The following is a 26,142-nucleotide window of genomic DNA, read 5'->3' on the forward strand; positions in this document are numbered from 1 at the left end:
GTACTGCAGGGGCGACCCTGTGGGAGAGTAGGACACCGCCGGACTTCCATTACCGAAATGGCCACCCAACGCAGGGTGGCCATTTCGCGTTAACGGCCATGCATTGCCCACGAGGCGGCCACGGGGAAGGATCGAAGAATGGCAGAACGACAGCCAGGCGACGACGAGCGCGCGCAGCGGCCGCGCACCGATCGCCGATCCCCCGAAGGCTCGCACTCGAAGGCCGCGGGCAAGAAGCCCTACGTGAAGGCCGACGGCCCGCGCAAGCCGTATCCCCAGCGCGACGGCGACGCGAAGCCGTATGCGAAGCGCGACGGAGAGCGCAAGCCCTATCCGAAGCGCGATGGCGAGCGGAAGCCTTACGCACCCCGCGACGGCGAGCGCAAGCCCTATCCGAAGCGCGACGGCGAGCGCAAGCCCTATCCGAAGCGCGACGGGGAGCGGAAGCCGTACGCAGCGCGTGACGGCGAGCGGAAGCCTTACGCACCGCGCGATGGTGAGCGGAAGCCGTACGCACCGCGTGACGGAGAGCGCAAGCCCTATCCGAAGCGTGATGGCGAGCGGAAGCCTTACGCAGCGCGTGATGGCGAGCGGAAGCCTTACGCAGCGCGTGATGGCGAGCGGAAGCCTTACGCAGCGCGTGATGGCGAGCGGAAGCCGTACGCGAAGCGCGACGGCGACGCCCGCCCCTACGGGCGACGCGACGGCGACGCCCCTCGTCCCTACGGCAGGCCCGACGGCGGAAAGAAGCCGTACGGGCGCTCGGGCGGTTCACCTCGTCCGACCCGCGGCGGTGCAGACCGTCCCGATCGCGCGATGCGTCCGGGGGAGATCCGTCCCGTCCGCGAGCGGCACGAAGAGCCCTTCATTCCTGAAGAGGTCACCGCGAAGGATCTGCACCCGAGCGCTCGCAACGAGCTCAAGACGCTGAGCAAGGAGAACGCAGACCAGGTCGCGCGTCACCTCGCGATGGCGTCGCAGCTCATCGATGAAGACCCGGAGCTCGCGCACCAGCACGCCCTGGCGGCATCCCGTCGCGCCGGCCGCATCGCCGTCGTCCGCGAATCGCTTGCCATCACGGCATATGCGACGGGCGACTACGCGCTCGCCCTCCGCGAGCTGCGCACCTACCGCCGCATCTCGGGGAGCGAAGACCAGATCGCGCTCATGGTCGACAGCGAGCGCGGCGTGGGCCGACCCGATCGAGCGCTCGAGGTCGGGCGCGCCGTCGACCGCGCGGCGCTGCCGGTTCCCGTGCGCGTCGAGCTCGCGATCGCGATGTCGGGCGCACGCCTCGATCTCGGTGAGCCCGAGCGGGCCCTCTCCGAGCTCGACATCCCGGAGTTCGATCCGGATCGGGCGTTCGACTGGAGCCCGGCCCTGTTCGCCGCGCGGGCCACTGTGCTCGAGGAGCTCGGTCGCGAAGACGAGGCGAACGAGTGGTATCGCCGCGCCGTCATCGCGGCGGAGGCTCTCGACGAGGCGTCCGGAATCGGCGACACCGAGACGATCATCGTCGAGGAGGTCTTCGAGGAGCACGGCGACGACGACAACGAGCAGGACGGCGACGACGAGCCTGACGAAGACGAGCAGGCCGGAGACGTCGCCGAGGCGGCGCAGGCAGAGCCTGAGGCCACGCCGGCGGAGCCCGAAGCGGAGCCCGACGAGGAAGACGACCTCACGGTCGAGGAGGAGGTCCGCGAGCTGCTCGAGGAAGCCGGGGTCGACGAGCATTCCGACGGGGACCGCGCCTGATGGCGCTGTTCGGCCGCCGCACGCCTGAGGCTGCGCCGCTCGACGGCGTCGACGTCGTGCTCGCCGACCTCGACGGGGTCGTCTACGCGGGCGCCGGGGCGCTGCCGCACGCCGTCGACAGCCTCAATCGGGCCCGCGAGGGCCGACGCCTCGGGTACATCACGAACAACGCGTCGCGGACGGATGCCTCCGTCGCGGCGCATCTCAGCGAGCTGGGGCTTCCGACCGCGCCGAACGACGTCGTGACGAGCCCGCAGGCCGCGATGCGGCTGCTCGCCGACCTCATCCCCGCCGGCGCGACCGTTCTCGTGGTCGGCGGCGAGGGTCTCGTCAGCGAGGTCGAAAAGGCCGGCTTCATCGTCACGCGCAGCGCCGACGACGCGCCCGCCGCCGTCGTACAGGGATTCGCGCCCGAAGTCGGCTGGCTGCAGCTCGCCGAGGCGGCGTACGCACTCAAGGTTCCCGAGGACGAGGGCGGCATCCCGTGGATCGCCACCAACACCGACTGGACGATCCCCCAGGCTCGCGGCATCGCGCCGGGCAACGGCACGCTCGTGTCCGCTGTGCACACGGCGGTCGGCCGTCTCGCGACGGTCGCAGGCAAGCCGGAGACGCCCATCTTCGATGAGGCCGTCGCCCGATTCGGCGCGGAGAGCCCGTTGTTCCTCGGCGACCGGCTCGACACCGACATCGTCGGGGCCAATCGGGCGGGGGTGCCTTCGGCGCTCGTCCTGACGGGGATCGATCGTCCGAAGCATGTGCTGGCGGCGGCATCCGATTCGCAGCCGACGTTCCTGCTCTCCGACCTGCGTGAGCTGCACGAGCCCTACCCTGAAGCGCGCGTGCGCGACGGCGCCGTGACGGTGCGCGGGGCGACCGTGCGGATCGAGGGCGCGGACATCCGGATCCTGTCCGAAGGCGACCGGCCGATCGACCTGCTGCGCGCCGGTGCGAAGGCGATCTGGGACTCGGGTCGCGCCATCTACGGCTTCCGCGTGCCCGAGCGGCTCTACGCGGATCCGTTCCACCGGCCGTGAGCGCTCCCCGGGGTTCGCCCCGGGGGACCGTATCCTGGGACCTATGGACCACCCGGAGCCGCAGTCCGACGCGCGCGCGGACCTCGTCTCGGCGCTCGAAGTCATCGAAGCCCAGCCGCTGCATACCCGCGCGGCCGCCTACGAGGCGCTGAACGAGTCGCTGGCCCGACAGCTCGACTCGGGGCCGACCCTCCCGCGGGCATGAGCCCTCGCCTCGACGCCGCCCTCGCCGGGCGCGGACTCGCTCGGTCGCGCACGCATGCGGCATCCCTCATCGCCGACGGCCTCGTGACGGTCGACGGACGGGTCGTCGTGAAGCCGTCGACGCCCGTCGGAGACGATGCTGCGCTCGAGGTCGCGGGTGCCGACCACTATGTGAGCCGCGCCGCGCACAAGCTCATCGCTGGGCTCGACGCGTTCGCCGTCGACCCGAGCGGTCGCGTCGCGCTCGACATGGGCGCGTCGACCGGCGGCTTCACGCAGGTGCTGCGCGAACGCGGTGCCGAACGCGTGATCGCCGTCGACGTGGGCCACGGCCAGCTTGCCGCCGACATCGCGGCGGATGCGGGCGTCGTCTCGGTCGAAGGCTTCAACGTGCGCCACATGACGCCCGCCTCGCTCGCCGAGGCGAGCGGCGTCGCGGAGGCCCCCTCGATCCTGACGGGCGACCTCTCGTTCATCTCACTCGGACTCGTGCTGCCAGCGGCTGCGGCGGTCGCCGCGCCCGACGCCGACCTGATCCTCCTCATCAAGCCACAGTTCGAGGTGGGCCGCACCGCCGTCAAGGGCGGACTCGTGACCGATCCACACCTCCGGGCCGACGCCGTCGCGGGCGTGCTGTGGTCGGCGTGGGACATCGGGCTGGGCACCCTCGGCGTCGTCTCCTCCCCGATCGCCGGCACGCACGGGAACTCCGAGTACGTCGCGCATCTCGCGCCGGGCCGCGGAACCAATCCGACAGAATGGTTGAGCACCGTGAACCGACTGGCGGGAGCCCGATGATCGACGCAGAGCGCAGCATCCTCGTCGTCGCGCATGCCCATCGCGACGAGACCGTCGATGCGGCGCGCCGTGTCATCACCGCCCTGCGCAGCGCCGGCGCGCGCGCCGTGCTCGCGCCCGAAGATCTCGATGAGCTGCGGCCCTCGATCGCCGACCTCGGCGACGTCGCGACGCTGGGCGTCGACGTGCCGGTCGACGACATCGAGCTCGCGATCGTGCTCGGCGGCGACGGCACGATCCTGCGCGCGGCCGAGCTCGTGCGCGAGGGCATGGCCCCCGTCCTCGGCATCAATATGGGCCACGTCGGATTCCTCGCCGAGATCGAGCGCGACGACATGGACGACGCGGTGCGGCGGGTCATCGATCGCGACTATCGCGTCGAGGAGCGCATGGCGCTGCACGTGCGGGTGAAGGACGACACCGACCACGTCGTCTACGAGACGTGGGCCCTCAACGAGGCGACCGTCGAGAAGGCGAGTCGCGAGCGGCTGCTCGAGGTCGTCATCGAGATCGACGGCCGCCCCCTGTCGTCGTTCGGCTGCGACGGCATGGTCGTGTCGACGCCGACGGGCTCGACGGCCTACAACTTCTCCGCCGGCGGCCCCGTCATCTGGCCCACGGTCGAGGCCATCGCGGTCGTGCCGCTGTCGGCGCACGCCCTCTTCGCCAAGCCTCTCGTCGTCGGCCCCGAGCACACGGTCGCGATCGAGGTGCTGCGGCGCAACCAGGGCACCGGCGTCCTGTGGTGCGACGGCCGGCGCTCGCACGATCTGCCCCCCGGCGCCCGCGTCGTCGTCCGCCGCTCGGAGCGACCCGTGCGCCTCGCCCGCCTGCATCCGGCCGCGTTCACGGACCGCCTCGTACGCAAGTTCCGCCTGCCCGTCGAGGGATGGCGCGGGCCCTCGGCGCTCACGGCGCCCGTGCGCACCGCGCCCGCGGGGGAGCACGCTCTGTGATCGAGGAGATGCGCCTGCGCGACCTCGGAGTCATCGCGGAGGCGACGCTGCCCATCGGTCCCGGCTTCACGGCCATCACGGGCGAGACAGGCGCCGGCAAGACGATGGTCGTGACGGGCCTCGGGCTGCTGCTCGGCCAGCGCGCCGACTCCGGCGCCGTCCGCGCCGGCGCTCCCCAGGCTTCCGTCGACGGCGTGTGGCTCGTGCCCGAGAACGGGCCGGTCGCGGAGCGCGTGCGCGAGGCAGGCGGCGACCTCGAGCCGCTCGGCGACGAGCGGGCAGAGCTGTTCCTCGGACGCACGATCTCCAGCGAAGGGCGAAGCCGCGCGACCGTCGGCGGGCGCGCGGCGCCGGCAGGCGTCCTGTCCGACCTCGCCGATGAGCTCGTCGTCGTGCACGGCCAGTCCGACCAGCTGCGGCTGCGCTCGACCGCCGCGCAACGCGACGCGCTCGACCGCTTCGGCGGCGCTCCCGTGCAGTCGGCGCTCGAGGCGTACGCCACTGCCTTCGAGCACTGGCGCGACGTCGATCGCGAGCTGCACTCGATCACGACGGACCGCGACGCACGGGCGCGCGAAGCCGCGGAGCTGCGTGCCGCGATCGACGAGATCGAGCAGGCCGCGCCCGTCGCGGGCGAGGACGCCGAGCTCGCCGTCCGCGCCGAACGGCTCGCCAACGCCGAGGAGCTGCGACTGGCGGCCGCGACGGCGCACGACGCGCTGTCGGGCGAGGGCGAGGCCCCCGACGTCGGTGCGCTCCTCGCCGAGGCGCGGCGCGCGCTCGAGCGTGCCTCCGGCCGCGACCCGCAGCTCGAGGACTTCGCGGGACAGGCGGCCGAGCTCGGCTATCGTGTCGCGGATCTCGCGGCGTCGCTCGCGGCCTACCTCGCCGACCTCGACGAGTCGGGGCCCCACGAGCTCGCCGCCGTCGAAGAGCGCCGCGCGGTGATCAACGGCCTCGCGCGGGCGCACGGATCGCTCGACGAGGCACTCGCGCTGCTCGAGACGGGCTCGGCGCGGCTCGCCGAGCTCGACGACGACGGCGACCGCATCGAACGGCTCACGGCGGAACGGGATGCCGCGGCATCCGCCCTCGACGAGACCGCGGCCCGGCTCACCGCCGCCCGCACGGCGGCCGCCGAGCGGCTCGGCGAGAAGGTGACGGCCGAGATGCGCGCGCTGGCGATGCCCGATGCGCGGGTCGTCGTCGCCGTCACGCCCGGTGCCGAATCCAGCCATGGACGCGACGAGGTGGCGATCCTCCTCGCGCCGCACCCGGGCTCGGAGCCGCGGCCTGTCTCGCGCAGCGCGTCGGGAGGTGAGCTCAGCCGTGTCATGCTCGCGATCGAGGTCGTCATCGCGAGCGTCGATCCCGTGCCGACGTTCGTGTTCGATGAGGTCGACGCGGGCATCGGCGGGGCCGCCGCGATCGAGGTGGGGCGACGGCTCGCGCGCCTGGCCGAGGCATCCCAGGTCATCGCCGTGACGCACCTCGCGCAGGTCGCCGCGTTCGCGACCAACCACCTGACGGTCGTGAAGGCGAGCGACGGTTCGGTGACGGCGTCGGATGTGCGGCGCCTCGAGGGCGCAGATCGCGAGGCCGAGATGGCGCGTCTGCTGTCGGGCATGCCCGACTCCGACGCGGCCCTCACCCATGCCCGCGAGTTGCTCAGCCTTCGCACGGCCGCGCGCTGATAGGGTAAAAGCCCGTGATGCAGACTTCAGGCGCTCCGGGATCCACGACTTCGAACGACACCACCAAGCACATCTTCGTGACCGGTGGTGTCGTTTCCTCGTTGGGCAAGGGTCTGACCGCCGCGAGCCTCGGCAATCTGCTCACGGCGCGCGGACTCCGGGTCGTCATGCAGAAGCTCGACCCCTACCTCAACGTCGACCCGGGCACGATGAACCCGTTCCAGCACGGCGAGGTCTTCGTGACCGACGACGGCGCCGAGACCGACCTCGACATCGGGCATTACGAGCGCTTCCTCGACATCGAGCTGAGCCAGGCGGCCAACGTCACGACGGGGCAGATCTACTCGGAGGTCATCGCGAAGGAGCGGCGCGGCGAGTACCTCGGCGACACGGTGCAGGTCATCCCGCACATCACCGACGAGATCAAGCGCCGCATGCGCCTGCAGGCCGACGAGACGCCCAAGCCCGACGTCATCATCACCGAGATCGGCGGCACGGTCGGCGACATCGAGTCGCAGCCGTTCATCGAGTCGGCCCGACAGATCCGCCACGAGCTCGGCCGCGCCAACGTGTTCTTCGTGCATGTCTCGCTCGTGCCGTTCATGGGCGCGTCGGGCGAGCAGAAGACGAAGCCGACGCAGCACTCCGTCGCAGCGCTCCGCTCGATCGGCATCCAGCCCGACGCGCTCGTGCTGCGCAGCGACCGCCCGGTGACCGAGGCCAACAAGCGCAAGATCGCGCTCATGTGCGACGTCGACGAGGATGCGGTCGTCAACGCCGTCGACGTGCCGAGCATCTACGACATCCCGACGATGCTCAACGAGCAGGGCCTCGACGAGTACATCGTGCGCACGCTCGGCCTCGCGAAGGCGGCCGACGTCGACTGGTCGCGCTGGCAGCGCGTGCTGAACGCCGTGCACAACCCGAAGCACGAGGTCACGATCGGCCTCGTCGGCAAATACATCGACCTGCCGGATGCCTACCTCAGCGTCACCGAGGCGCTCAAGGCGGGCGGGTTCGCCCAGGAGACGCACGTCAACGTCCGCTGGATCCCGTCCGACGAGTGCGAGACGCCGGAGGGCGCGGAGCGCGCGCTCGGTCCGCTCGACGGCATCGTGATCCCCGGCGGGTTCGGCATCCGCGGCATCGAGGGCAAGATCGGCGCGCTCAAGTTCGCGCGCGAACAGGGCATCCCGACGCTCGGCATCTGCCTCGGGCTGCAGTGCATCGTGATCGAGTACGCGCGCCACGTCGCCGGCATCGAGGGCGCCTCGTCGAGCGAGTTCGACCCCGACACGGAGCACCCCGTGATCGCGACGATGGAGGAGCAGATCGACATCCTCGAGGCGGGCGACATGGGCGGCACGATGCGGCTCGGGCTCTACCCGGCCGAGCTCGCCGAGGGCTCGATCGCGGCCGAGGTCTACGGCGCGGGCCGTGCCTCCGAGCGTCACCGCCACCGCTACGAGGTCAACAACCGCTACCGCGACCAGATCGCCGACGCGGGACTCCTCTTCTCGGGCATCAACCCCGACCTGAACCTCGTCGAGTACGTCGAGCTGCCGCGCGACGTGCACCCGTACTACATCGCCACGCAGGCGCACCCCGAGCTGCGCTCACGCCCGACGAACGCCAATCCGCTCTTCCGCGGGCTCGTGGGCGCCGCCCTCGAGCGCCACCGCTCGAGCGAGCTGTTCGAGGTCGAGAGTGACTGACGCGCTGCGCGACGAGCCGGTGCAGGTCGAGGTCACCGCGAGCGATCTCGTGTACGAGGGCCGCGTGTGGGACCTTCGCAGCGACACCTTCCGCTACAACGGCGACGAGCTCGTCCGCCAGTACGTCGACCATCCGGGGGCCGCGGCGATCGTGGCCGTCGACGACGAGGAACGTGTGCTGCTCATCCAGCAGTACCGGCATCCCGTGCGTCACCGCGATTGGGAGGTCCCCGCGGGTCTGCTCGACATCGCGGGGGAGACGCCGCTCGAGACGGCGCGGCGCGAGCTCGCCGAAGAAGCCGACCTCGAAGCGGCCGAATGGCAGCCCCTCGTCAGCATCTTCACGACGCCCGGCGGCAACGACGAGGTCGTGCACCTCTTCCTCGCCCGGGGGCTGACGCCACTCGCCGAAGCGCATGCGCGCGAGGCGGAGGAAGCCGACATCCGCGTCGAGTGGGTGCCCCTGGCCGACGCCGTGACCGCGGTGCTCGAGGGGCGCATGCGCAACGGCATCCTGTCGGTCGGCGTGCTGGCGGCGGCGGAGAAGCTCCGGCGAGGCTGAGGCGATGCGGCTGGATCGCGCGATCGACGCCTACCTGCGGCACATCTCGATCGAGCGCGGCCTGTCCGGCAACACCGTCGCGGCCTATCGTCGCGACCTCGCGGGCTACGCCCTGTGGCTGGGCGAGCGCGGCACGACGGAGTCGGATGCCGTGACCCCGGCCCTCGTCGCCGAGTTCATCGCCGATCGGTCGTCCGCGCAGCCGCAGCCGGCGGCATCCAGTCTCACCCGGCTCCAGTCCTCGGTACGCGGGCTGCATCGCTTCCTCGCGCGGGAGGGGATCGAGACCGCCGATCCGTCGGCGCGGCTGCGTCCGCCGAAGCTTCCGCAGCGGCTCCCGAAGGCGCTCACGATCGATCAGGTGGAGCGACTCCTGGATGCCTCGGGCCCGGCGCCCGGAGTCGACACCTCGACAGGCTCGGGGACCGGTGGTGCGGAACTTACCGGCATCCGGGATCGCGCTCTGCTCGAGCTGCTCTACGCGACAGGTGCGCGCGTCTCGGAGGCCGTGGACCTCGACGTCGACGACGTGTCGCACGGCGACGTGCTGCGCGTGCGCGGCAAGGGGGCGAAGGAGCGGATCGTGCCGGTGGGGTCGTACGCGCGCGCGGCGATCGACGCCTATCTCACGCGCGCGCGGCCGGAGCTCTCGAGGCGCGGGAAAGCGACGCCTCGGCTGTTCCTCGGGGCGCGCGGCGCGCCGCTGTCGCGGCAGAGCGCGTGGCTCGTCATCCAGCAGGCGGCAGAGCGGGCACAGCTCACGGTGCACGTGTCGCCGCACACGCTCCGGCATTCGTTCGCGACGCATCTGCTGCAGGGCGGCGCCGACGTGCGGGTCGTTCAGGAGCTTCTCGGACACGCGTCGGTCGCGACGACCCAGATCTACACCCACGTGTCGGTCGATGCGCTGCGCGATGTCTACGCGACGTCGCACCCCCGGGCGCGCTGATCGATTTTCCACGGCCGAACGTCCCGGCCCGCGCGGGGTCCGCCGTCGAGAATGAAGGCATGAGCGAAGTCGAAGGCGGTGGGACCCTTCGCCCTCCCGTCGGGTTGGCGGTCTTCTGGATCGTCGCGGGAGCGGCGGCGTGGATCGTGTCGTTCCTGCTGTATCTCGAGTACATCGGCCAGCTGACCGATGCCGCACCTCTCATCACGTGCTCGTTCAGCGCGATCGTGACGTGCGGTCCGAATCTGCTGTCGCCCGCGGGCAACCTGCTCGGGTTCACGAACGCGATCCTCGGGATCGTGCTGTTCCTCGGGCCCGCGTACGCCGGCATCAGCGCGCTCGCGGCGCCCGCGGGGCTGCGGCGCTGGTACTGGCGCGTCTTCGCGATCTTCGTGTTCGGCGGCTTCCTGCTCGTGCATTTCTTCGCGTACCGCAGCATCTTCGAGTTCGGCTCGCTCTGTCCGTGGTGCATGGTCGTCTGGCTCGTCACGATCCCGCTGTTCTGGTTCACGCTGTCGTGGACGATCCGCGACGGGGTGTGGGGACGCCCCTCGCGTGTCGGCGCCGTCATGCTCCGGTGGGCGCCGCTCATCACGGTGCTCGACTACGCCCTCATCGCAATCGCCGCGCAGGTGCGCCTCGACGTGCTGGGAAGCCTCTGAGCCCTCTGTCCGGGCAGCGCGTCGCGAGACTTCACGAGTGTCACGCGCCGCGAGCGATTCGCGGACATTCGTGAAGTCTCGCGGGCGGTGCGCGGCCGCGTGGATAGAATCGACCGGATAACCGTGAGAGCAGGAGATTCGGTGGCGGGCACAAAGACGGGCGCAGCGAAGGCCTCGGCAGAGGACACGCCCATCGGCCCCACCGGGCGTCCCTATCAGGGCTTCCCGACGCCTCCCAAGCTCGAGGGCCACGGACCCGCGCGCATCATCGCGCTCTGCAACCAGAAGGGCGGCGTCGGAAAGACGACGACGACCATCAACCTCGCGGCGGCGCTGGCCGGCTACGACCGCAAGGTGCTCGCCGTGGACTTCGACCCGCAGGGCGCGCTGTCGGCGGGGCTCGGCATCCAGCCGCACGACATCCCGACCGTCTACGACTTGCTGGTCGACGGCAAGCGCGACCCGCATGATGCGGTCGTGCGCTCGCACGTGCCGAACCTCGACGTCATCCCCGCGAACATCGACCTGTCGGCCGCGGAGGTGCAGCTGGTCAACGAGGTCGCACGCGAGACGATCCTGTCGCGCGTGCTGCGCAAGCTCGCGCCCGAGTACGACGTCATCCTGATCGACTGCCAGCCGTCGCTCGGCCTGCTCACCGTCAACGCCCTCACAGCCAGCCACGGCGTGCTCATCCCTCTCGAGTGCGAGTTCTTCGCCCTCCGTGGCGTCGCGCTGCTCATCGAGACGATCGACAAGGTGCGCGACCGCCTCAACCCCTCGATCGAGCTCGACGGCCTGCTCGCGACGATGTACGACCCGCGCACGCTGCACTCGCGCGAAGTGCTCGAGCGGGTCGTCGAGGCGTTCGGCGACGATGTGCTCGAGACCGTCATCGGGCGCACGGTGAAGTTCCCGGACGCCTCGGTCTCGGGCGTCCCCATCACGGAGTTCGCGCCCGAGCACGCTGCCGCCCAGGCCTACCTGCGGCTGGCGCGGGAGCTGGTCGCCCGTGGCGCCGTCGCCTGAGGACGCCACAGCGCCCGACCCCCAGCAGCCCGCTGTTCCCGAGTCGGGGTTCCGCGTATCGCTCGGCGTGTTCGACGGGCCGTTCGACCTGCTCCTGACGCTCATCTCGAAGCACGAGCTCGACATCACCGAAGTCGCCCTGTCGACGGTGACGGACGAGTTCATCTCGTACCTGCGCGAACTCGATCCCGAGGAAGAACTGGAGCAGGCATCCGAGTTCCTCGTCGTGGCGGCGACGCTCCTGGACATGAAGGTCGCGGGCCTGCTTCCGCAGGGCGAGCTCGTCGACGCCGAATCGGTCGCATTGCTCGAGGCGCGCGACCTGCTGTTCGCCCGCCTGCTGCAGTACCGGGCCTTCAAGGAGGTCTCGGCGTGGTTCGAACGGTGCATCCGCCGCGAGGACCGGCGGCATTCGCGGTCGGTGCGCCTCGATGCGAAGTACCGCAACGCCGTGCCCGAGCTCGTGTGGACGCTCAGCGTCGACGATTTCGCCGCCCTCGCGGTGCTCGCGATGACGCCGAAGGAGATTCCGCACGTCGGCCTCGACCATCTGCATGCGCCGCTCGTGAGCATCCGGGAACAGGCGGCCGTCGTCGTGACGCTGCTGCGGGCAGCGGGCAGCCTGAGCTTTCGCGAGCTCGTGTCGGGCGTCACGCAGCCCGGCATCGTCGTCGCGCGCTTCCTGTCCGTGCTGGAGCTCTACCGTCACGCCGCACTGTCGTTCGAACAGCTCGAACCGCTCGGCGAACTCACCCTGCGCTGGACCGCCGAGCGGTGGTCCGACGAGAATCTCGCGACCCTGGGGGCCGACTATGACCGATGATGTTTCGACCGGGGCGTCGCCCGGGATGGATGCCGCGGCGAGCGTCGCGCGCCGGCTGGAGGCGATCCTGCTCATCGTGGAGGAGCCGCAGAGCCTCGTGAGCCTCGCGGCGGCCGTCGGCTCGCCCGTGCCGGCCGTGCGGCAGGCGATCGAGTCGCTCGTCGAGGACTACGACGGCCTGGCCGGCGGCCCGCGCCGGGGCTTCGAGCTGCGCGAGGTCGGCGGCGGCTGGCGGCTCTACGCGCGCGAGGAGCACGACGACCTCGTCTCGGAGTTCGTAGGCGCGCAGGCGCCGTCCCGCCTTTCGCAGGCGGCGCTCGAGACGCTCGCCGTCATCGCCTACAAGCAGCCCGTGACGCGCGGGCAGGTGGCATCCATCCGCGCGGTGAATGTCGACTCCGTCGTGCGCACGCTTCTCGCGCGCGGTCTCATCACGGAGGTCTTCGCCGACGCCGAGACGGGCGCGATCCATTACGGCACGACCGACGCGCTTCTGGTGAATCTGGGCATCAACTCGCTCGACGAGCTGCCGCACATCTCGCCCCTCCTCGACGACGGGGCGAACGGCTTCGAGGAGGTCGTCCGATGACCGAGCCTGTCGAGGGGCCGGACGGCGTCCGGCTGCAGAAGGTGCTGGCGAACGCCGGCGTCGCCTCGCGACGGGTGGCCGAGCAGCTCATCGTCGAGGGACGGGTGCGGGTCAACGGGAAGGTCGTCACCGAGCTCGGCTCGCGCATCGACCCCGAGAACGACCTCGTCGACGTCGACGGCACGGCCGTGCAGCTCGATCAGTCGAAGCGATACGTGCTGCTCAACAAGCCGCGCGGCGTCGTGAGCTCGATGAAGGACGAGCGTGGCCGTCCCGACCTGCGACAGTTCACGAAGGAGTGGCCCGAGCGCCTGTACAACGTCGGGCGACTGGATGCCGACACCAGCGGCCTGCTCGTGCTCACGAACGACGGCGAGCTCGCCCACGTGCTTGCCCACCCATCGTTCGGTGTGACGAAGGTCTACATCGCCAAGGTCGAGGGCCGCGTGACGCCGCAGACGATCGCGCGCCTCACGAAGGGCGTCGACCTCGAGGATGGCCCGATCGCCGCCGACAAGGCGCGGCTGCTGTCGAGCTCGAAAGCAGAGGGGGCGTCGCTCGTCGAGTTGACGCTGCACTCGGGCCGCAACCGCATCGTGCGGCGCATGATGGCCGAGGTGGGGCATCCCGTCGTCGAACTCGTGCGCCGGCAGTTCGGGCCGCTGCACCTGGGAACCCTCCCAGTCGGGCGCGCACGCGAGTTGACTAAGGTGGAACGCGGCGCGCTGCTTACTCTCGCGCGCCGTGACAGCGGCGCGGTCGACCCATCCTCGCGCCAGGCGGCCGACGAGTCGCCGGAGGATCAGGAGACACGGTGAGCGATTCCACGAGCGCGCTCTCTGCCCGCGTGCAGGGGACGGTGCGCATCGTCGGCGCGGGCCTCCTCGGATCGAGCATCGGGCACGCCCTGTCGGCGAACGGCGTCGACGTGGCCCTCGACGACACCTCTCCCGCACAGCTCCGCCTCGCGATCGACTACGGCGCGGGGCGCGCGGCGCGCGACAACGACGAGCCGGCGCTCGTCGTCGTGGCAGTGCCGCCCGACGTCACAGCAGACGTCATCGAGCGTGAGCTGGCACGCTTCCCGCGCGCGGTCGTGACCGACGTCGCGAGCGTCAAGCTCGAGCCGCTCATGACCCTGCGCGAGCGCGGCGTCGATCTGCATCGGTACATCGGGTCGCACCCGCTCGCGGGGCGCGAGCGCGGTGGTGCGATCGCGGCGCGTGCCGACATCTTCATCGGGCGGCCCTGGGTCGTCTGCCGCGACGGCGAGACGTCGGCCTCCGATCTCGCCCTCGTGGAGGGCCTCGCGCTCGACCTCGGGGCGACGCCGATCGAGATGAGCCCCGAAGACCACGACCGCGCCGTCGCGCTCGTCTCGCACGTGCCGCAGCTCGTGGCGAGCCTGCTCGCGGGTCGCTTCGTCGGCGCGCCCGACGGGTCGCTGCGCCTCGCGGGGCAGGGCGTGCGCGACACGACACGCATCGCGGCATCCGCTCCCGAACTCTGGGTGCAGATCCTCGGCGCCAACTCGGCGCCCGTCGTCGACGTGCTCGACGCGCTCGCCGCGGACCTCTCCGCGGTCGCAGACGCACTGCGCGACCCCGACGTGCCTGGGGCACGACGGGCCGTGGCCGACACGATCCGCCGTGGCAACGACGGCGTCGAGCGTCTGCCGGGCAAGCACGGCCAGAACCGTCGTTTCGAGAGCCTCGTCGTCATGGTCGACGACCGGCCGGGCCAGCTCGGCCGCCTGTTCGGGGAGCTCGGCGAGCTGGGCGTCAACGTGGAGGACCTGCGCCTGGAGCATTCACCGGGTGCGCAGTTCGGCCTTGCCGAGATCTCGGTCGAGCCGAGCGCCGTGCGCGGCGCCATCGAAGGGCTCGAGGCCCGCGGCTGGAGGATTGCGAGTGTCAATGACTGAGATCTTCCGGCCGGCAGCCGACGCTCCCCCGGCGGAGCCCGTTGTCGTCGCGATCGACGGCCCCGCGGGCAGCGGCAAGTCGAGCGTCGCGAAGCAGGCCGCGCGCGAGCTCGGCTACGGCTACCTCGACACCGGTGCGGCGTACCGCGCCCTCGCCTGGCACGCGCTCGCCCACGGGGCGGACACATCCGACTCGACGGCGGTGCTCGATGTCTCGGGCGACTTCGACTACGCCATCTCGCTCGACCCCGACGCTTACTGGGTGCGGGTCGGCACGACGGACGTCACCGAGGCGATCCGGGAGCCGCGGGTGACGGATGCCGTCAGCGGCGTCGCACGCGTGCCTCCCGTGCGGGAGTCGGTCAACGCTCTGTTCCGCTCGCTCGTCGCGCACTCCGGCCGACCGGGAGTCGTCGTCGAGGGCCGCGACATCACCACCGTCGTCGCCCCTGAGGCGCCCGTGCGCATCCTGCTCACGGCCGCGCCCGAGGTACGGGCGGCGCGCCGGAGCGCCGAACTGACGTCGCACGACGCCGCCGCCATCGCGGAAGCGCTGCACCGGCGCGACGCCTCCGACTCGAAGGTCGTCGACTTTCTGACGGCCGCTCCCGGGGTGGCGGTCGTCGACTCGACCGACCTCGACTTCGACCAGACCGTGGCCGCCGTGCTCGACGTCGTGCGCGCGACCCTTCGGCAGGCTCAGCGACCGGTCGGAGCACGATCAGAGACCGATGGGGATGGAGGCGCCCGATGAGCGCTGACGAAGAGTACGAGGGCGCGCCCGACCACCTGGCCGCGAAGCTCGCGGACCTCGACGAGGAGCTCGCCGAACAGCGGGCCGAGACGCTGCGCGCGTCGCTGGGCGACTACGAGCTCGACGACGAGGATGCCGCGCTCCTCGCCGGCGTCACGCTCGGCGCGGACGGCATCGAGTTCCTGCCGGCGCTTCCGGTCGTCGCGATCGTCGGCCGCCCGAACGTCGGCAAGTCCGCGCTCGTCAACCGCATCCTCGGTCGCCGTGAGGCCGTCGTCGAGGACACCCCCGGCGTCACGCGCGACCGCGTAACCTACAAGGCCGAGTGGCTCGGACGCCGGTTCACGATCGTCGACACCGGCGGATGGGAGCCCGACGCACGCGGCATCGACCGCTCCGTCGCGGCGCAGGCCGAGGTCGCGATCGACCTCTCCGACGTCGTGCTGTTCGTCGTCGATGCGATGGTCGGCGCGACCTCGACCGACGAGCACGTCGTGAAGCTCCTCCGCAAGAGCGGCAAGCCGGTCTTCCTCGTCGCGAACAAGATCGACGACGCCCGCCAGGAGCCCGAGGCGGCCGCCCTGTGGAACCTCGGTCTCGACCAGCCGTGGCCCGTCTCGGCGATCCACGGCCGCGGCGTCGCGGATCTCCTCGACGAGATCATGAAGGTGCTTCCCGAGATCTCGGCCGTCGCGAAGCAGGAGATCGGCGGACCGCGCCGCGTCGCGATCCTCGGTCGCCCCAACGTCGGCAAGTCGTCGCTGCTCAACAAGGCCGCGGGCGAGGAGCGCGTCGTCGTCAACGAGCTCGCCGGCACGACCCGCGACCCCGTCGACGAGATCGTCGAGCTCGGCGGAAAGCTGTGGCGCTTCGTCGACACGGCCGGCATCCGCCGTCGCGTCCACCTGTCGCAGGGTGCCGACTTCTACGCGTCGCTGCGCACGTCGGCCGCGCTCGAAAAGGCCGAGGTCGCCGTCGTCGTGCTCGACGTGAGCGAGCCGGTGAGCGAGCAGGACGTGCGCATCATCGACCTCGTGCTCGAGTCGGGCCGCGCGCTCGTGCTCGCCTACAACAAGTGGGATCGCCTGGGCGACGACGACATGGAGAACATCGACCGTCGCCGCTACCTCGAGCGTGAGATCGAGCAGGACCTCGCGCACGTAGCGTGGGCGCCGCGCGTCAACATCTCCGCGCGCACCGGGCGTCACCTCGACAAGCTCGTTCCGGCGCTCGAGACGGCACTCGAGTCGTGGGACCAGCGGATCCCGACGGGCAAGTTCAACGCGTTCCTCGCCGAGCTCGTCGCCGAGCACCCGCATCCTGTGCGGGGCGGCAAGCAGCCGCGCATTCTGTTCGGCACGCAGGCATCCACGCGTCCGCCGACCTTCGTGCTGTTCACGACGGGGTTCCTCGACCCCGGCTACCGCCGGTTCATCCAGCGCCGCCTGCGCGAGCTGTACGGCTTCGAGGGTTCGCCGATCGTCATCAACATGCGGGTGCGCGAGCGCAAGCAGCGCTGAGTCGCGGGCTGACGGCCGCGGCGCGGCATCCGGTCGGGCGATTCAGGATGCCGCGGGCCGCACCATCGCGGTGCTGTCGGGCGCCTCGAAGCCGAACCGCTCGTAGAGCGTGTGCGCGTCGCGCGTGAACAGCACCCAGCGGAAGGCGGCTCCCGGGCCCTCGTCGATCATGAGCGAGAGCAGGTGCTGGGCGACTCCGCGTCCGTTGTGCTCGACGCGCACGTAGACGTCGGCGAGATACGCGAACGTCACGCCGTCGGAGACGGCGCGCGCGAACCCGATCTGCTCGCCGGTGTCGGTGCGGTAGACGCCCACCATGCGCCACGCCGAGTCGAACTGCGCCTCGACGTCGGCGCGAGTGCGCGTCGTGCCCCAGTACGCCTCGGTCGACAGCCACTGCCACACGACGTCGCGCTGGATGCGGGAAGGGTCGTCGTCGAACTCGTAGTCCATCCGACGATTCTCGCCGCCGGAGCGACGATGCGTCGTCGGGTGTCGCTCGGCGCGGCCTGCGCGAGCCTCGTATGACAGGCTGGACGGGTGACGATCGAGCCCCCCGCACCCGGTGAGCCTCGGCGCCCGTTCGGACCGCGCGACCCGGGTGACGCGTGGGTCGTCGCGCCCGACGGTGCGCGATACTGGGGCCGGTTCGGCGCCGCAGGTCTGCTCGCGCTCGACGCCGAGAAGGGCGTGCTGCTGCAGCATCGCGTCTCGTGGAGCCACTTCGGCGACACGTGGGCGCTGCCGGGCGGCGCCCGCCACGAGGGCGAGTCGGCGTGCGATGGCGCGCTGCGCGAAGCGCAGGAAGAGGCGGGCGTTCCGGATGCCGCGATCCGGCCTCGGCTGCTGAGCGTCTTCGACCTCGGTTACTGGAGCTATACGACGCTCGTCGGCGACGTGGTCGTGCCGTTCGACCCTGAGATCACCGATCCCGAGAGCCGCGAGCTCGCATGGGTCGCGCCCGAGGCCATCGTCGAGCGCCCGTTGCACCCCGGGTTCGCATCGTCGTGGCAGGCGCTCGAGCCTCTGCTCGGGCTGCGCCCCGCGGTCGTCGTGGATGCCGCGAACGTCGTCGGCTCGGTGCCCGACGGCTGGTGGCGCGATCGCGCAGGCGCCGCGTCGCGGCTGCTCGACCGGATCGCCGTGCTGGTGGCGACCGGCATACCTTCTGAAGCTGTCGAACTCCCGGCTCACACATGGTTTCCGGAGTGGGTCGTGGCCGTCGAGGGGCAGGCGCGGGGTGTCGAGGCGCCCGACGGGGTCGAGGTCGTCGAGGCGGAGGGCTCAGGCGACGACGCGATCGTGGCCGCGACGTCGCGGCTCGTCGCCGCGGGGCGCACCGTGACGGTTGTGACGAGCGACCGCGGATTGGCTGAACGGGTGACGGGTGCGGGCGCCGCCGTGCGCGGCACGCGCTGGCTGCTCGACCTGCTGCCCTAAGCTCCTCGCAGGTCCGACCTCGACAAGGTCGGGGACCGGGTTCGGGGTGGACCTCAGTCGTCGGTGTCGCGGCCGCGCAGGCGGTCGATCTCGCGGCGTTCGCGCTTGGTCGGCCGGCCGGCGCCGCGGTCGCGCATGGGGACGAACGCCGTGAGCTCGCGAGGCGGCGGGGGAGGCGTCTTGTCCTCGACGGCTTCGGCTGCTGCGGCGGCGCCGACGCGTTTCGTGATCGGCTGCTTCACGACGAGGATCCGGTCGAAGCCTGCGATCCGGACCCGAAGCTCGTCGCCGGGCCGCACGGGCTGAGCCGCCTTCGCGCGGTCGCCGTTGACGCGGACGTGACCGGCGCGGCACGCAGTGGTCGCCGCCGAGCGTGTCTTGTACACGCGGACAGCCCAGAGCCAGGCATCCACTCGTGCCGTGCCTGTCATCCCTGCGAGACCGTTTCCGTGCGGGCTCCGGTCGTGCGCAGGCGCGCGGCGACGACGACCCCGGCGGCGATGAGTCCCTGGCCCAGGCAGTACGTCGTCATGACGACCGGGTCGGTGAACGCCGGCACGACGTCGGGCATGAAGAGCTGGAACGCCAGCACCGAGTCGGAGGCGAGGAAGAACGCACCGCCCCATGCGATGAGCGGGTGGCAGCGGGATGCCGCGGCCGCGGTGCCGCCGAGGACGAGCCCGTACACCGCCACCGGGATGAGCAGCGCACCGAGGCTCGGCCAGAGGACGGCGAGGAGCACGATCCACCAGAGTGCGTAGACGGCCGCCCACGCGGGCGGGCGGCGCACCGAGAGGACGCGCCAGAACAGCCAGATATAGCAGAGGTGCGCGAGGCCGAACCAGAGGAGCATCATCGGCACTTCGGGTGCGAAGGGGAAGAACGTGCCGGCGCCGTCGCCGAGCCACGACAGGGCGAGCGCCAGGAACAGGAGCGTGTAGGGGAGACCCCACGAGGATCCGCGACCGGCGACGAAGACGGCGAGGACGAGGGCCGGCATGAGCAGGAGCTTCGTCGGGGCAGCGACAGCATCGGCGCCGAGCGCGAGGGCGGAGATGTGGACGAGCGCGACGGCGGCGTACAGCGCGAAGCCCCACCACCGCGAGCGGGGAAGGTGTGACACGGCCTCCATCGTAGGCGCGTGCGCGACGACGTCAGGCGACGGTGAGCGCGACGATGGGCCGGTCGGGTTTGGGACGCGCGACCTCGCGGAACCCCGCCGCCTGGAACGTGGAGAACACTCCGTGGTACAGGTCGTTCGGCGACTTCGCTCCCTCGGCGAGGTCGATCGGATATCCCTCGATGACCCGCGCGCCGCTGCTCTTGGCGTAGTCGACGGCCACCTCCAGCAGCTTCGCGTTCAAGCCCGTGTTGCGGTGCTCGCGTCGCACGACGAAGCAGCTCACGACCCAGACCGAATCGTCGTCGAAGGGTTCCTGGGTGCCCGCCTTGATGATGCGCGTGCGCCCGAGCCGCGGCTGCAGCGTGCGGGGCCCCACGCGCACCCAGCCCGCAGCCTCGCCGTCGACGTAGGCGACGAAGCCGGGCGGCGGCCCGGCTGCGATCTCCTTCTCGAACATCGCCGCCCGCTCGGGCTGACTGGTCTGGTTCCACTGCGCGTTCGTGAGCATGAACCACTGGCACTGGCATCCGCGTCCATCGCCGCCGCCGTCGAAGGCGTGCTGCACATCGCCGAAGCGGTCTGACGTCGCGGGTTCTATCGTGATCGTCGGCATGGGCGCGACGCTACGCGGGGCCACCGACACGGGCAAGAGCCGCACGCACGAGGGCCGGCCTCGCGGCCGGCCCTCTCCGATCGGTCAGACTCCGATCGGCAGGAGCAGCATCAGGAGGATGTCGACGCTGCTTCCGCGACGGGCGACCACGGCCGCGCGTCCCCCGCCTGTGCGACCTCGCCGCGGTGCGTGCGCACCTCGTCGAACGACGTGCCGTAATAGGCGGCCTCCATGATCGTGCGCATATCTGCGAGCATCGGCATCCGGGGGTTCGCGGGGGCGCACTGATCCTCGTAGGCCGCCATCGCGAGTTCGTCGAGCCGGCCGATGAACGATGTCTCCGACACACCCTGTGCGTGGAACGAGCGCTCGATCCCGACCCGATCGCGCAGCTGCTCGACCGCGCGGGCGTAGCTCTCGACGCCCTCCTCGGGAGTCGCAGGTGCCAGACCCAGATGCCTCGCGATCTCCTGGTAGCGCTCGGGCGCGATGTAGCGCTCGTACTTGGGCCAGCTCGTGAGCTTCGTGGGGATGCGGCCGTTGTAGCGGATGACGTGCGGCAGGTAGATCGCGTTGGTGCGGCCGTGCACGAGGTGGAACTTCGATCCGGTCACGTGGGCCATCGCGTGGACGATCCCGAGGAACGCGTTGCCGAACGCCATGCCCGAGATGGATGCCGCGTTGTGCATCTTCTCGCGGGCGAGGAGGTCCGCGGGGTCGGTGCTGCCCACAGGAGCCGTCGCGCTGCGCTCGATGTTCTCGAAGATGAGCTTGATGGCGTGGAGGGCGAGGCCGTCGGTGTAGTCGTTGGCGTAGACCGAGACGTAGGCCTCGGTCGCGTGCGTGAGCGCATCGAATCCGGCGTCGGCGACGAGGAACGAAGGCAGCGCCGCCGTGAGCACGGGGTCGATGATCGCGACCGACGGCGTCAAGGCGTAGTCGGCGAGCGGATACTTCATCCCCGTCTCGTCATCCGTGATCACCGCGAACGGTGTCATCTCGGAGCCCGTGCCCGAGGTCGTCGGAATGCAGACGAGCTTCGCCTGCTTGCCGAGCTCGGGGAACTTGAACGCGCGCTTGCGCACGTCGAAGAACTTCTCGCGCATGTCGGAGAACTGCACGTCGGGGTTCTCGTAGAGCAGCCACATGACCTTCGCGGCATCCATCGGCGAACCGCCGCCGAGCGCGATGATGGTGTCCGGCTTGAACTCGCGCATCTCGGCAGCGCCCTGTTGCACGCTCGAGACGGTCGGCTCCGGCTGCACCCGGTCGATGATCTGCAGGTGCACGCGTCCGGGACGACGGTTCAGGACGTCGATGACCTTGTCGACGAAGCCGAGCTTGGTCATCGTGGCATCCGTCACGATCGTGACCCGATCGACGTCCTTCATGTCGATGAGGTAGCGGATGGCGTTCGGCTCGAAGTAGGTCTTGGCCGGCACCTTGAACCACTGCAGGTTGTTGTTGCGCCGGCCGACGCGCTTGATGTTCAGGAGGTTCACCGCCGAGACGTTGTTGGAGACGGAGTTGCGGCCGTACGAGCCGCAGCCGAGCGTGAGCGACGGCATGAACGCGTTGTAGATGTCGCCGATGCCGCCGAGCGCCGAGGGCGCGTTCTCGATGATGCGGACCGCCTGCACGACCTCGGCGAAACGGGCGGCGACGGCCGGATCGGTGGTGTGAACGGCGCCCGAGTGTCCGAGGCCGTCGAAGGCGACCATCTGCCGCGAGAGCTCGATGCCCTCCTCGGCGTCTTCGGCCAGCAGCACCGCGAGGACGGGGGCGAGCTTCTCGCGCGTCAGGGGCTCGTGCGGTCCGACACCGGACACCTCCGCGAGGATGAGCGACGTGTCGTCGGGCACCGTGAAGCCGGCCTGCTCCGCGATCCAGACCGGGGACTGGCCGACGACCTTCGCGTTGAGCTTCGCGCCGCTGCAGCTGTCGCCGTCGGCGCAGACGCCGAAGATGAACTCCTCCAGCATGCGCTTCTCGTCGGGGGTGGCGATGTGGGCGTGCAGCCGCTGGAACTCGCGGAGCGCCTCGCCCGCGATCGGGTCTTCGAGGATGACGGCCTGCTCGGACGCGCACACCATGCCGTTGTCGAACGCCTTCGAGAGCACGATGTCGTTGACGGCGCGGCCGACCTTCGCCGTCTTCTCGATGAAGGCAGGCACGTTGCCCGCGCCGACGCCCAGCGCGGGCTTGCCGCACGAGTAGGCGGCGCGGACCATCGCGTTGCCGCCCGTCGCGAGGATGAGTGCGACGCCGGGGTGGTTCATGAGGGCACCGGATGCCTCGAGCGAGGGCTCCTCGATCCACTGGATGCAGTTCGCCGGGGCGCCCGCCGCGACGGCGGCCTCGCGCACGATCTTCGCGGCCTCGACCGAGCAGCGCTGGGCCGAGGGGTGGAAGGCGAAGACGATCGGGTTGCGCGTCTTGAGCGCGATGAGCGACTTGAAGATCGTCGTCGAGGTCGGGTTCGTGACGGGCGTGATGCCGCAGATCACCCCGACGGGATCGGCGATCTCGGTGATGCCCGTGATCTCGTCGGTGGAGATGACTCCTACCGTGCGCTGCTTGATGATCGAGTGGGTCACGTGCTCGCACGCGAACATGTTCTTGACGGCCTTGTCTTCGAACAGGCCGCGGCCTGTCTCTTCGACGGCCATGACGGCGAGGTCGCCGTGGCGGCTGAGCGCTGCGACCGACGCCTTGCGGACGATGCGGTCGACATGCTCCTGCGTGAACGATCCGTACTCGGCGAGCGCGGCCTGCGCCCTGGCGACGAGCGAATCGATCGAGGTGGACATCCTGTCTCCTACCCGGACGCGGACGCGGCGTCCGCGTCCTTGCTCCCGGGCCGGATCCTGTCGTCCGCGCCCTCTTTCTGTCATCTTCCTCCATGTGGTCTGACCACACAAGAGGCAGATTCGAACCGGGCTCGGTTCGCGAGCACGCCGGCGACCCGGTAGGATAGGGGAGTTGTCCGCGCGCGAGCGGGGGCACCGGGATGTGGCGCAGCTTGGTAGCGCACCTGACTGGGGGTCAGGGGGTCGCAGGTTCAAATCCTGTCATCCCGACAGAAAAAAGCCCCGGTGAGATGAGAAATCAACTCACCGGGGCTTTGTCGTGTGCCCCCTGCGTGTCTCCCAGGACTGGGAGTCGAGCCTCCGAGGCCCCGTTTCGGGCGGCGAGGACGGCGGCGATTCGGTCGGCGGCGCGGGCAACCTGGGCCGCGTCTCGGGCTCGTTCTCGGCACGGCTGGCACGTGTTCATGACGGGTGTGGCGCTGTCGGGCTCATCCGACGTTTCTCCGCCACCAGGACCGCAGACCGTCGGTCCGCTTCCGCCAGGACAGCACAGCGGACACCGTGAGCGGCAGGCGTGCGCCACAGACCGGGCATGCCTTCACCGCGTCGCACGCCGCGCACGCCGCGAGTGGGGAGCGGGTGCCGCCCTGGCCGCTGGCGTCGACGGCGATGCCGCACCGGGTGATGATCAACTCGCGACCGTCGTCCTGACAGCCGCTGAAGTGAACGCCGTGCAGGACGTCGTCGATGTCGTTGGGATTGCCGAGCCATGCCGGTGCGTTGAAGTACTCCTCGATCGCCTCGGCCTCATCCAGGTCCTGATGAGCCCAGCCGGGTGTGCCGAACAGCCGCTCGACGACGTCCTCAGCGGTTTCGGTTGACGCTCGGGCGGCGCTCCGGCGGGCCTCGGCCTGCTCCGACCAGGGCCGGTCGTCGTACAGCGACACGCCGTCCTCATCGAGCAGGTCGTCGAGTGCATACGGGTTCCCCATCATCCCGATCACCTCCACCCCATTTTACCGTGCGGGCATGTGCGCGGCCTGAGGTGGGGTGTCCATGCCGTAGCGTCAGGTTCGATGGACAACGCAGAGTTCGAACGCCTGTTAGCGGCTCGCTTGGGAGTCGTTCAGGAACTCTGCCTGACGGCCGAGGCGATCGTCGCGCTGCCGTCAGTCATGACCGACGTCTCGCAACCCTTGCTCGTGCGATACGCGAGCCTGCAGGCCTTCCTGATCGACGTTCGAGCCCTCACCGTGTTCCTCCTCGGGCCAGGGACGGGCCGAGTGTTCGCGGGGGACCTGTATGCGACCCACTTCGTCCCGGGCTGGCAAGCGGGTGAACCGCAGGCTGGTCGCCTCAACGAACTCGTGCCGCAGGTGAACAAGCAACTCGCCCACTTCACAATCACCCGGATGGGTGACGGCGAGACTCAACTCCCGGTTGATCTGCATTTCACCGACCAGCAGTTGCGTGACATTGCCGAGGATGTGCGCACCCTGTGGGACGATTTCGCCTCACGCCGCAACGATCTGTATCAGATCGGCGAACTGCCACCCTGGCACGTCCCAGGCACCGACCGCCTGAGGACCGAGGCTGACGGGCTGTCTGGTACGGCGTAGGCGCGACGGCGAGCCCGCTACCAGGCGCCCGTCTCGACGTCGTGCCGGATCGCCGTGAGGTCGACGTGTCCCCAAGGTGCGCGGGACGGTGCGCGGCCGGTGTCGGCCCACAGCCTCACGCCGGTGAACCGGGGCGCGTACGGGCGCTTGCGCCTCAGACTATGGTCGGCGTCGAGGAGGTCGAGCAGGCAGGCGTCGATGAGGGTCTGGCCGAGGACCTGGCCGCCGTAGTGCCGGTGACAGGTGGCGCAGAGGTACTGGCCGCGGTGCTTCCCGCTGTCGATCCGGTGCCAGGCTTCCCGCTCCCGGCGGCCGAGGTGTGCGCCGACGCCGCAGGCGACACAGCCGCCCTGACGGGGGTGGTCGATTGGGTGCGGCGGGCGCTGGTCGAGCAACCATTCGGCGTACCCGCGCCGGGCGTCGGCGAGGGTGTCGGTGTCGACGTACAGCCACCGCTCACTGGCGGCGGTGTCCTCGCGGGCGTCGGCCTGCCAGACCGGTGAGAACCGCGCCGCCCAGGTGAACCGGTGCCCGATCACCTCCAGCCTGTCGAGGGCGGATCGGAGCGTCGCGGGGGTCCAGTCATCGATCGTGGGGATGGGCCGGCCGAGGGCGGCGAACGTGACCAGCACGTAGTGGAACCGGGGCGCGATGATGATCATCGAGCCGTACGACAGTCGAGTCTTGGGGAATCGCTCCAGCACGGCGGTCGCGAGCCGCTGGCGGGTCGCGCAGTCGTCGCAGGTGCCGAACTCGATGATCATCACCGAGGGGATGTCGTCGAGGCCGCTGGGGCGCTGGCGGGCGTACACGTGGGCCGGTTCGGTGGGGCCGTCGACGGGCAGACCGCAGGTGCGGCAGGCGTGCAGGCCGGGCGGCAGGTCGCGGACGCCGATCGGGTGGGCGACGGTTTGGGGCATGGCTTCTCCGGCTTCAGAATCGGGTGAAGAACATCGGGTTGGCGTGGATGCGCTCGGCGAGCGGGGCCAGTAGGGGCGGCGGCGGTGTGGCGGCGGCCACCAGAACGGCGCGTGCTGAGCGCCGCTCAGCGGCGAGGGCGTCGACGCGCGCCCGCACCCGTTCGCGGCGTCGGCGGCGCGCGGCGGCGTGTGAGAGTCCCATCAGGTCCTCCGCTTCTTGCGGGCGCGGGGCTGGGGGCGGTCGTCCGGCTTCCCCGCTCGCTTGCGGGTGATCGGCAGGCCGGGCTTGCGCTTCTTGGTCATCGTGACATCTCCAGGTTGGTCAGGCGGTGGGTGGCCAGGGCGGCCTCAGCGCGGCGCACGCGCGGACCGCACATTCCGCCGCACGACGGGTAGCAGTACCGGCCCGCGACGGCGCTGCATAGCGGGCATGGCTCGGCGATGACGGCCGCGCCGATCCGGGAGCGCGCCAGCGCGTCGGCGATCGCCGCGGGGGTGTTGCGCTCCCACACCTCGCCGTCGGGGCGGGCGGGGTCGATCCTGTCCCTCTTGAAGTCGCCGCGGGTGATCGCCGCGAACGCGCGGACGGACTGGTCGATCCGGGCGTCGCCGATGTACTGGCGGGCCATTCTCAGTCGGTCCCGCTGGT

The 26,142-nt window shown here is 70.6% G+C and carries 28 protein-coding genes and 1 tRNA gene; 20 read left to right on the forward strand and 9 right to left on the reverse strand.

The genetic code is table 11. The features are described from left to right. Positions 1 to 138: 138 nt before the first annotated feature. From ACH3VR_RS21290 to der, 17 genes are all read left to right on the forward strand, one after another. Positions 139 to 1,755, forward strand: coding sequence for a primosomal protein (locus tag ACH3VR_RS21290; protein WP_397558343.1), 1,617 nt, complete (start codon positions 139 to 141; stop codon positions 1,753 to 1,755). Then, positions 1,755 to 2,792, forward strand: a complete 1,038-nt coding sequence (locus ACH3VR_RS21295) for an HAD-IIA family hydrolase (protein WP_397558344.1) — start codon at positions 1,755 to 1,757, stop codon at positions 2,790 to 2,792. The genes ACH3VR_RS21290 and ACH3VR_RS21295 overlap by 1 nt, the downstream gene beginning before the upstream one ends. Positions 2,793 to 2,835: 43 nt before the next feature. Next, positions 2,836 to 2,997, forward strand: a complete 162-nt coding sequence (locus ACH3VR_RS21300) for a hypothetical protein (RefSeq protein ID WP_397558345.1) — start codon at positions 2,836 to 2,838, stop codon at positions 2,995 to 2,997. After that, positions 2,994 to 3,794, forward strand: a complete 801-nt coding sequence (locus ACH3VR_RS21305; RefSeq protein ID WP_397558346.1) for a TlyA family RNA methyltransferase — start codon at positions 2,994 to 2,996, stop codon at positions 3,792 to 3,794. Before ACH3VR_RS21300 ends, ACH3VR_RS21305 begins: the two co-directional genes overlap by 4 nt. After that, positions 3,791 to 4,750: an NAD kinase gene (locus tag ACH3VR_RS21310; protein WP_397558347.1), complete on the forward strand. Its 960-nt coding sequence runs from the start codon at positions 3,791 to 3,793 to the stop codon at positions 4,748 to 4,750. Before ACH3VR_RS21305 ends, ACH3VR_RS21310 begins: the two co-directional genes overlap by 4 nt. Continuing rightward, positions 4,747 to 6,444, forward strand: coding sequence for a DNA repair protein RecN (recN, locus tag ACH3VR_RS21315; RefSeq protein ID WP_397558348.1), 1,698 nt, complete (start codon positions 4,747 to 4,749; stop codon positions 6,442 to 6,444). The genes ACH3VR_RS21310 and recN overlap by 4 nt, the downstream gene beginning before the upstream one ends. A 17-nt stretch (positions 6,445 to 6,461) precedes the next feature. Continuing rightward, positions 6,462 to 8,159 (forward strand): CTP synthase, encoded by a 1,698-nt coding sequence (locus ACH3VR_RS21320; protein WP_397558431.1) that lies wholly within the window; start codon positions 6,462 to 6,464, stop codon positions 8,157 to 8,159. Further along, complete coding sequence (locus ACH3VR_RS21325; RefSeq protein WP_397558349.1) at positions 8,152 to 8,721, forward strand: NUDIX domain-containing protein; 570 nt, start codon at positions 8,152 to 8,154, stop codon at positions 8,719 to 8,721. Before ACH3VR_RS21320 ends, ACH3VR_RS21325 begins: the two co-directional genes overlap by 8 nt. A gap of 4 nt (positions 8,722 to 8,725) precedes the next feature. Further along, positions 8,726 to 9,670, forward strand: a complete 945-nt coding sequence (gene xerD, locus ACH3VR_RS21330) for a site-specific tyrosine recombinase XerD (RefSeq protein WP_397558350.1) — start codon at positions 8,726 to 8,728, stop codon at positions 9,668 to 9,670. Positions 9,671 to 9,729: 59 nt separating this feature from the next. Continuing rightward, on the forward strand, positions 9,730 to 10,332 hold the full coding sequence (locus ACH3VR_RS21335; RefSeq protein ID WP_397558351.1) for a vitamin K epoxide reductase family protein: 603 nt from the start codon (positions 9,730 to 9,732) through the stop codon (positions 10,330 to 10,332). A gap of 141 nt (positions 10,333 to 10,473) precedes the next feature. After that, a complete protein-coding gene (locus ACH3VR_RS21340) occupies positions 10,474 to 11,358 on the forward strand; it encodes a ParA family protein (RefSeq protein ID WP_397558352.1) in 885 nt (294 codons plus the stop codon). Beyond that, a complete protein-coding gene (locus ACH3VR_RS21345) occupies positions 11,342 to 12,181 on the forward strand; it encodes a segregation and condensation protein A (protein ID WP_397558353.1) in 840 nt (279 codons plus the stop codon). The genes ACH3VR_RS21340 and ACH3VR_RS21345 overlap by 17 nt, the downstream gene beginning before the upstream one ends. Further along, complete coding sequence (gene scpB, locus ACH3VR_RS21350) at positions 12,171 to 12,770, forward strand: SMC-Scp complex subunit ScpB (protein WP_397558354.1); 600 nt, start codon at positions 12,171 to 12,173, stop codon at positions 12,768 to 12,770. The genes ACH3VR_RS21345 and scpB overlap by 11 nt, the downstream gene beginning before the upstream one ends. Beyond that, a complete protein-coding gene (locus ACH3VR_RS21355) occupies positions 12,767 to 13,588 on the forward strand; it encodes a pseudouridine synthase (RefSeq protein ID WP_397558355.1) in 822 nt (273 codons plus the stop codon). Before scpB ends, ACH3VR_RS21355 begins: the two co-directional genes overlap by 4 nt. Then, a complete protein-coding gene (locus tag ACH3VR_RS21360; RefSeq protein ID WP_397558356.1) occupies positions 13,585 to 14,694 on the forward strand; it encodes a prephenate dehydrogenase in 1,110 nt (369 codons plus the stop codon). The genes ACH3VR_RS21355 and ACH3VR_RS21360 overlap by 4 nt, the downstream gene beginning before the upstream one ends. Beyond that, positions 14,687 to 15,448, forward strand: coding sequence for a (d)CMP kinase (gene cmk / locus ACH3VR_RS21365; protein WP_397558357.1), 762 nt, complete (start codon positions 14,687 to 14,689; stop codon positions 15,446 to 15,448). The genes ACH3VR_RS21360 and cmk overlap by 8 nt, the downstream gene beginning before the upstream one ends. Further along, complete coding sequence (der, locus tag ACH3VR_RS21370) at positions 15,445 to 16,968, forward strand: ribosome biogenesis GTPase Der (protein ID WP_397558358.1); 1,524 nt, start codon at positions 15,445 to 15,447, stop codon at positions 16,966 to 16,968. The genes cmk and der overlap by 4 nt, the downstream gene beginning before the upstream one ends. A gap of 42 nt (positions 16,969 to 17,010) precedes the next feature. Here der and ACH3VR_RS21375 read toward each other — a convergent pair whose 3' ends face one another. Next, positions 17,011 to 17,421: a GNAT family N-acetyltransferase gene (locus ACH3VR_RS21375; protein ID WP_397558359.1), complete on the reverse strand. Its 411-nt coding sequence runs from the start codon at positions 17,419 to 17,421 to the stop codon at positions 17,011 to 17,013. Between the two features lie 87 nt (positions 17,422 to 17,508). Here ACH3VR_RS21375 and ACH3VR_RS21380 point away from each other — a divergent pair, with 87 nt between their 5' ends. Further along, positions 17,509 to 18,408 (forward strand): NUDIX domain-containing protein, encoded by a 900-nt coding sequence (locus ACH3VR_RS21380; protein WP_397558360.1) that lies wholly within the window; start codon positions 17,509 to 17,511, stop codon positions 18,406 to 18,408. A gap of 53 nt (positions 18,409 to 18,461) precedes the next feature. Here the strand turns inward: ACH3VR_RS21380 and ACH3VR_RS21385 are convergent, their stop codons facing one another. The 4 genes from ACH3VR_RS21385 to adhE form a co-directional block, all read right to left on the reverse strand. Continuing rightward, entirely contained in the window at positions 18,462 to 18,839 is a 378-nt protein-coding gene (locus ACH3VR_RS21385; RefSeq protein WP_397558361.1) for an RNA-binding S4 domain-containing protein, read from the reverse strand. Next, complete coding sequence (locus tag ACH3VR_RS21390; RefSeq protein ID WP_397558362.1) at positions 18,836 to 19,531, reverse strand: lysoplasmalogenase; 696 nt, start codon at positions 19,529 to 19,531, stop codon at positions 18,836 to 18,838. Before ACH3VR_RS21390 ends, ACH3VR_RS21385 begins: the two co-directional genes overlap by 4 nt. Before the next feature lie 31 nt (positions 19,532 to 19,562). Continuing rightward, positions 19,563 to 20,144 carry a GNAT family N-acetyltransferase gene (locus ACH3VR_RS21395; protein ID WP_397558363.1) on the reverse strand — a complete coding sequence of 194 codons (582 nt, stop codon included), beginning with the start codon at positions 20,142 to 20,144 and terminating at the stop codon, positions 19,563 to 19,565. A gap of 110 nt (positions 20,145 to 20,254) precedes the next feature. Further along, positions 20,255 to 22,954, reverse strand: a complete 2,700-nt coding sequence (adhE, locus tag ACH3VR_RS21400) for a bifunctional acetaldehyde-CoA/alcohol dehydrogenase (protein WP_397558364.1) — start codon at positions 22,952 to 22,954, stop codon at positions 20,255 to 20,257. A gap of 196 nt (positions 22,955 to 23,150) precedes the next feature. On the opposite strand from adhE, the gene ACH3VR_RS21405 reads away from it, so the two are divergent. Then, positions 23,151 to 23,224, forward strand: a tRNA-Pro gene (locus ACH3VR_RS21405). Between the two features lie 218 nt (positions 23,225 to 23,442). On the opposite strand, the gene ACH3VR_RS21410 is transcribed toward ACH3VR_RS21405, so the two are convergent. After that, on the reverse strand, positions 23,443 to 23,964 hold the full coding sequence (locus ACH3VR_RS21410; protein ID WP_397558365.1) for a hypothetical protein: 522 nt from the start codon (positions 23,962 to 23,964) through the stop codon (positions 23,443 to 23,445). A 66-nt stretch (positions 23,965 to 24,030) separates the two neighbouring features. On the opposite strand from ACH3VR_RS21410, the gene ACH3VR_RS21415 reads away from it, so the two are divergent. Beyond that, positions 24,031 to 24,573, forward strand: coding sequence for a hypothetical protein (locus tag ACH3VR_RS21415; RefSeq protein ID WP_397558366.1), 543 nt, complete (start codon positions 24,031 to 24,033; stop codon positions 24,571 to 24,573). Positions 24,574 to 24,590: 17 nt separating this feature from the next. On the opposite strand, the gene ACH3VR_RS21420 is transcribed toward ACH3VR_RS21415, so the two are convergent. The 3 genes from ACH3VR_RS21420 to ACH3VR_RS21430 form a co-directional block, all read right to left on the reverse strand. Continuing rightward, positions 24,591 to 25,493: a hypothetical protein gene (locus tag ACH3VR_RS21420; RefSeq protein WP_397558367.1), complete on the reverse strand. Its 903-nt coding sequence runs from the start codon at positions 25,491 to 25,493 to the stop codon at positions 24,591 to 24,593. Between the two features lie 13 nt (positions 25,494 to 25,506). Then, positions 25,507 to 25,695 (reverse strand): hypothetical protein, encoded by a 189-nt coding sequence (locus ACH3VR_RS21425; protein WP_397558368.1) that lies wholly within the window; start codon positions 25,693 to 25,695, stop codon positions 25,507 to 25,509. Between the two features lie 97 nt (positions 25,696 to 25,792). Beyond that, on the reverse strand, positions 25,793 to 26,122 hold the full coding sequence (locus ACH3VR_RS21430; RefSeq protein ID WP_397558369.1) for a hypothetical protein: 330 nt from the start codon (positions 26,120 to 26,122) through the stop codon (positions 25,793 to 25,795). Between the last annotated feature and the right edge of the window lie 20 nt (positions 26,123 to 26,142).

Source organism: Microbacterium alkaliflavum, assembly GCF_044325405.1.
GTDB lineage: Bacteria > Actinomycetota > Actinomycetes > Actinomycetales > Microbacteriaceae > Microbacterium > Microbacterium alkaliflavum.

Coding starts and splice junctions, on each gene's coding strand:
- ACH3VR_RS21290 (WP_397558343.1), top strand. CDS start 139: ATGGCAGAACGACAGCCAGGCGACGACGAGCGCGCGCAGCGGCCGCGC.
- ACH3VR_RS21295 (WP_397558344.1), top strand. CDS start 1,755: ATGGCGCTGTTCGGCCGCCGCACGCCTGAGGCTGCGCCGCTCGACGGC.
- ACH3VR_RS21300 (WP_397558345.1), top strand. CDS start 2,836: ATGGACCACCCGGAGCCGCAGTCCGACGCGCGCGCGGACCTCGTCTCG.
- ACH3VR_RS21305 (WP_397558346.1), top strand. CDS start 2,994: ATGAGCCCTCGCCTCGACGCCGCCCTCGCCGGGCGCGGACTCGCTCGG.
- ACH3VR_RS21310 (WP_397558347.1), top strand. CDS start 3,791: ATGATCGACGCAGAGCGCAGCATCCTCGTCGTCGCGCATGCCCATCGC.
- ACH3VR_RS21320 (WP_397558431.1), top strand. CDS start 6,462: ATGCAGACTTCAGGCGCTCCGGGATCCACGACTTCGAACGACACCACC.
- xerD (WP_397558350.1), top strand. CDS start 8,726: ATGCGGCTGGATCGCGCGATCGACGCCTACCTGCGGCACATCTCGATC.
- ACH3VR_RS21335 (WP_397558351.1), top strand. CDS start 9,730: ATGAGCGAAGTCGAAGGCGGTGGGACCCTTCGCCCTCCCGTCGGGTTG.
- scpB (WP_397558354.1), top strand. CDS start 12,171: ATGACCGATGATGTTTCGACCGGGGCGTCGCCCGGGATGGATGCCGCG.
- ACH3VR_RS21355 (WP_397558355.1), top strand. CDS start 12,767: ATGACCGAGCCTGTCGAGGGGCCGGACGGCGTCCGGCTGCAGAAGGTG.
- cmk (WP_397558357.1), top strand. CDS start 14,687: ATGACTGAGATCTTCCGGCCGGCAGCCGACGCTCCCCCGGCGGAGCCC.
- der (WP_397558358.1), top strand. CDS start 15,445: ATGAGCGCTGACGAAGAGTACGAGGGCGCGCCCGACCACCTGGCCGCG.
- ACH3VR_RS21375 (WP_397558359.1), bottom strand. CDS start 17,421: ATGGACTACGAGTTCGACGACGACCCTTCCCGCATCCAGCGCGACGTC.
- ACH3VR_RS21385 (WP_397558361.1), bottom strand. CDS start 18,839: ATGACAGGCACGGCACGAGTGGATGCCTGGCTCTGGGCTGTCCGCGTG.
- ACH3VR_RS21395 (WP_397558363.1), bottom strand. CDS start 20,144: ATGCCGACGATCACGATAGAACCCGCGACGTCAGACCGCTTCGGCGAT.
- adhE (WP_397558364.1), bottom strand. CDS start 22,954: ATGTCCACCTCGATCGATTCGCTCGTCGCCAGGGCGCAGGCCGCGCTC.
- ACH3VR_RS21415 (WP_397558366.1), top strand. CDS start 24,031: ATGGACAACGCAGAGTTCGAACGCCTGTTAGCGGCTCGCTTGGGAGTC.
- ACH3VR_RS21420 (WP_397558367.1), bottom strand. CDS start 25,493: ATGCCCCAAACCGTCGCCCACCCGATCGGCGTCCGCGACCTGCCGCCC.
- ACH3VR_RS21425 (WP_397558368.1), bottom strand. CDS start 25,695: ATGGGACTCTCACACGCCGCCGCGCGCCGCCGACGCCGCGAACGGGTG.
- ACH3VR_RS21430 (WP_397558369.1), bottom strand. CDS start 26,122: ATGGCCCGCCAGTACATCGGCGACGCCCGGATCGACCAGTCCGTCCGC.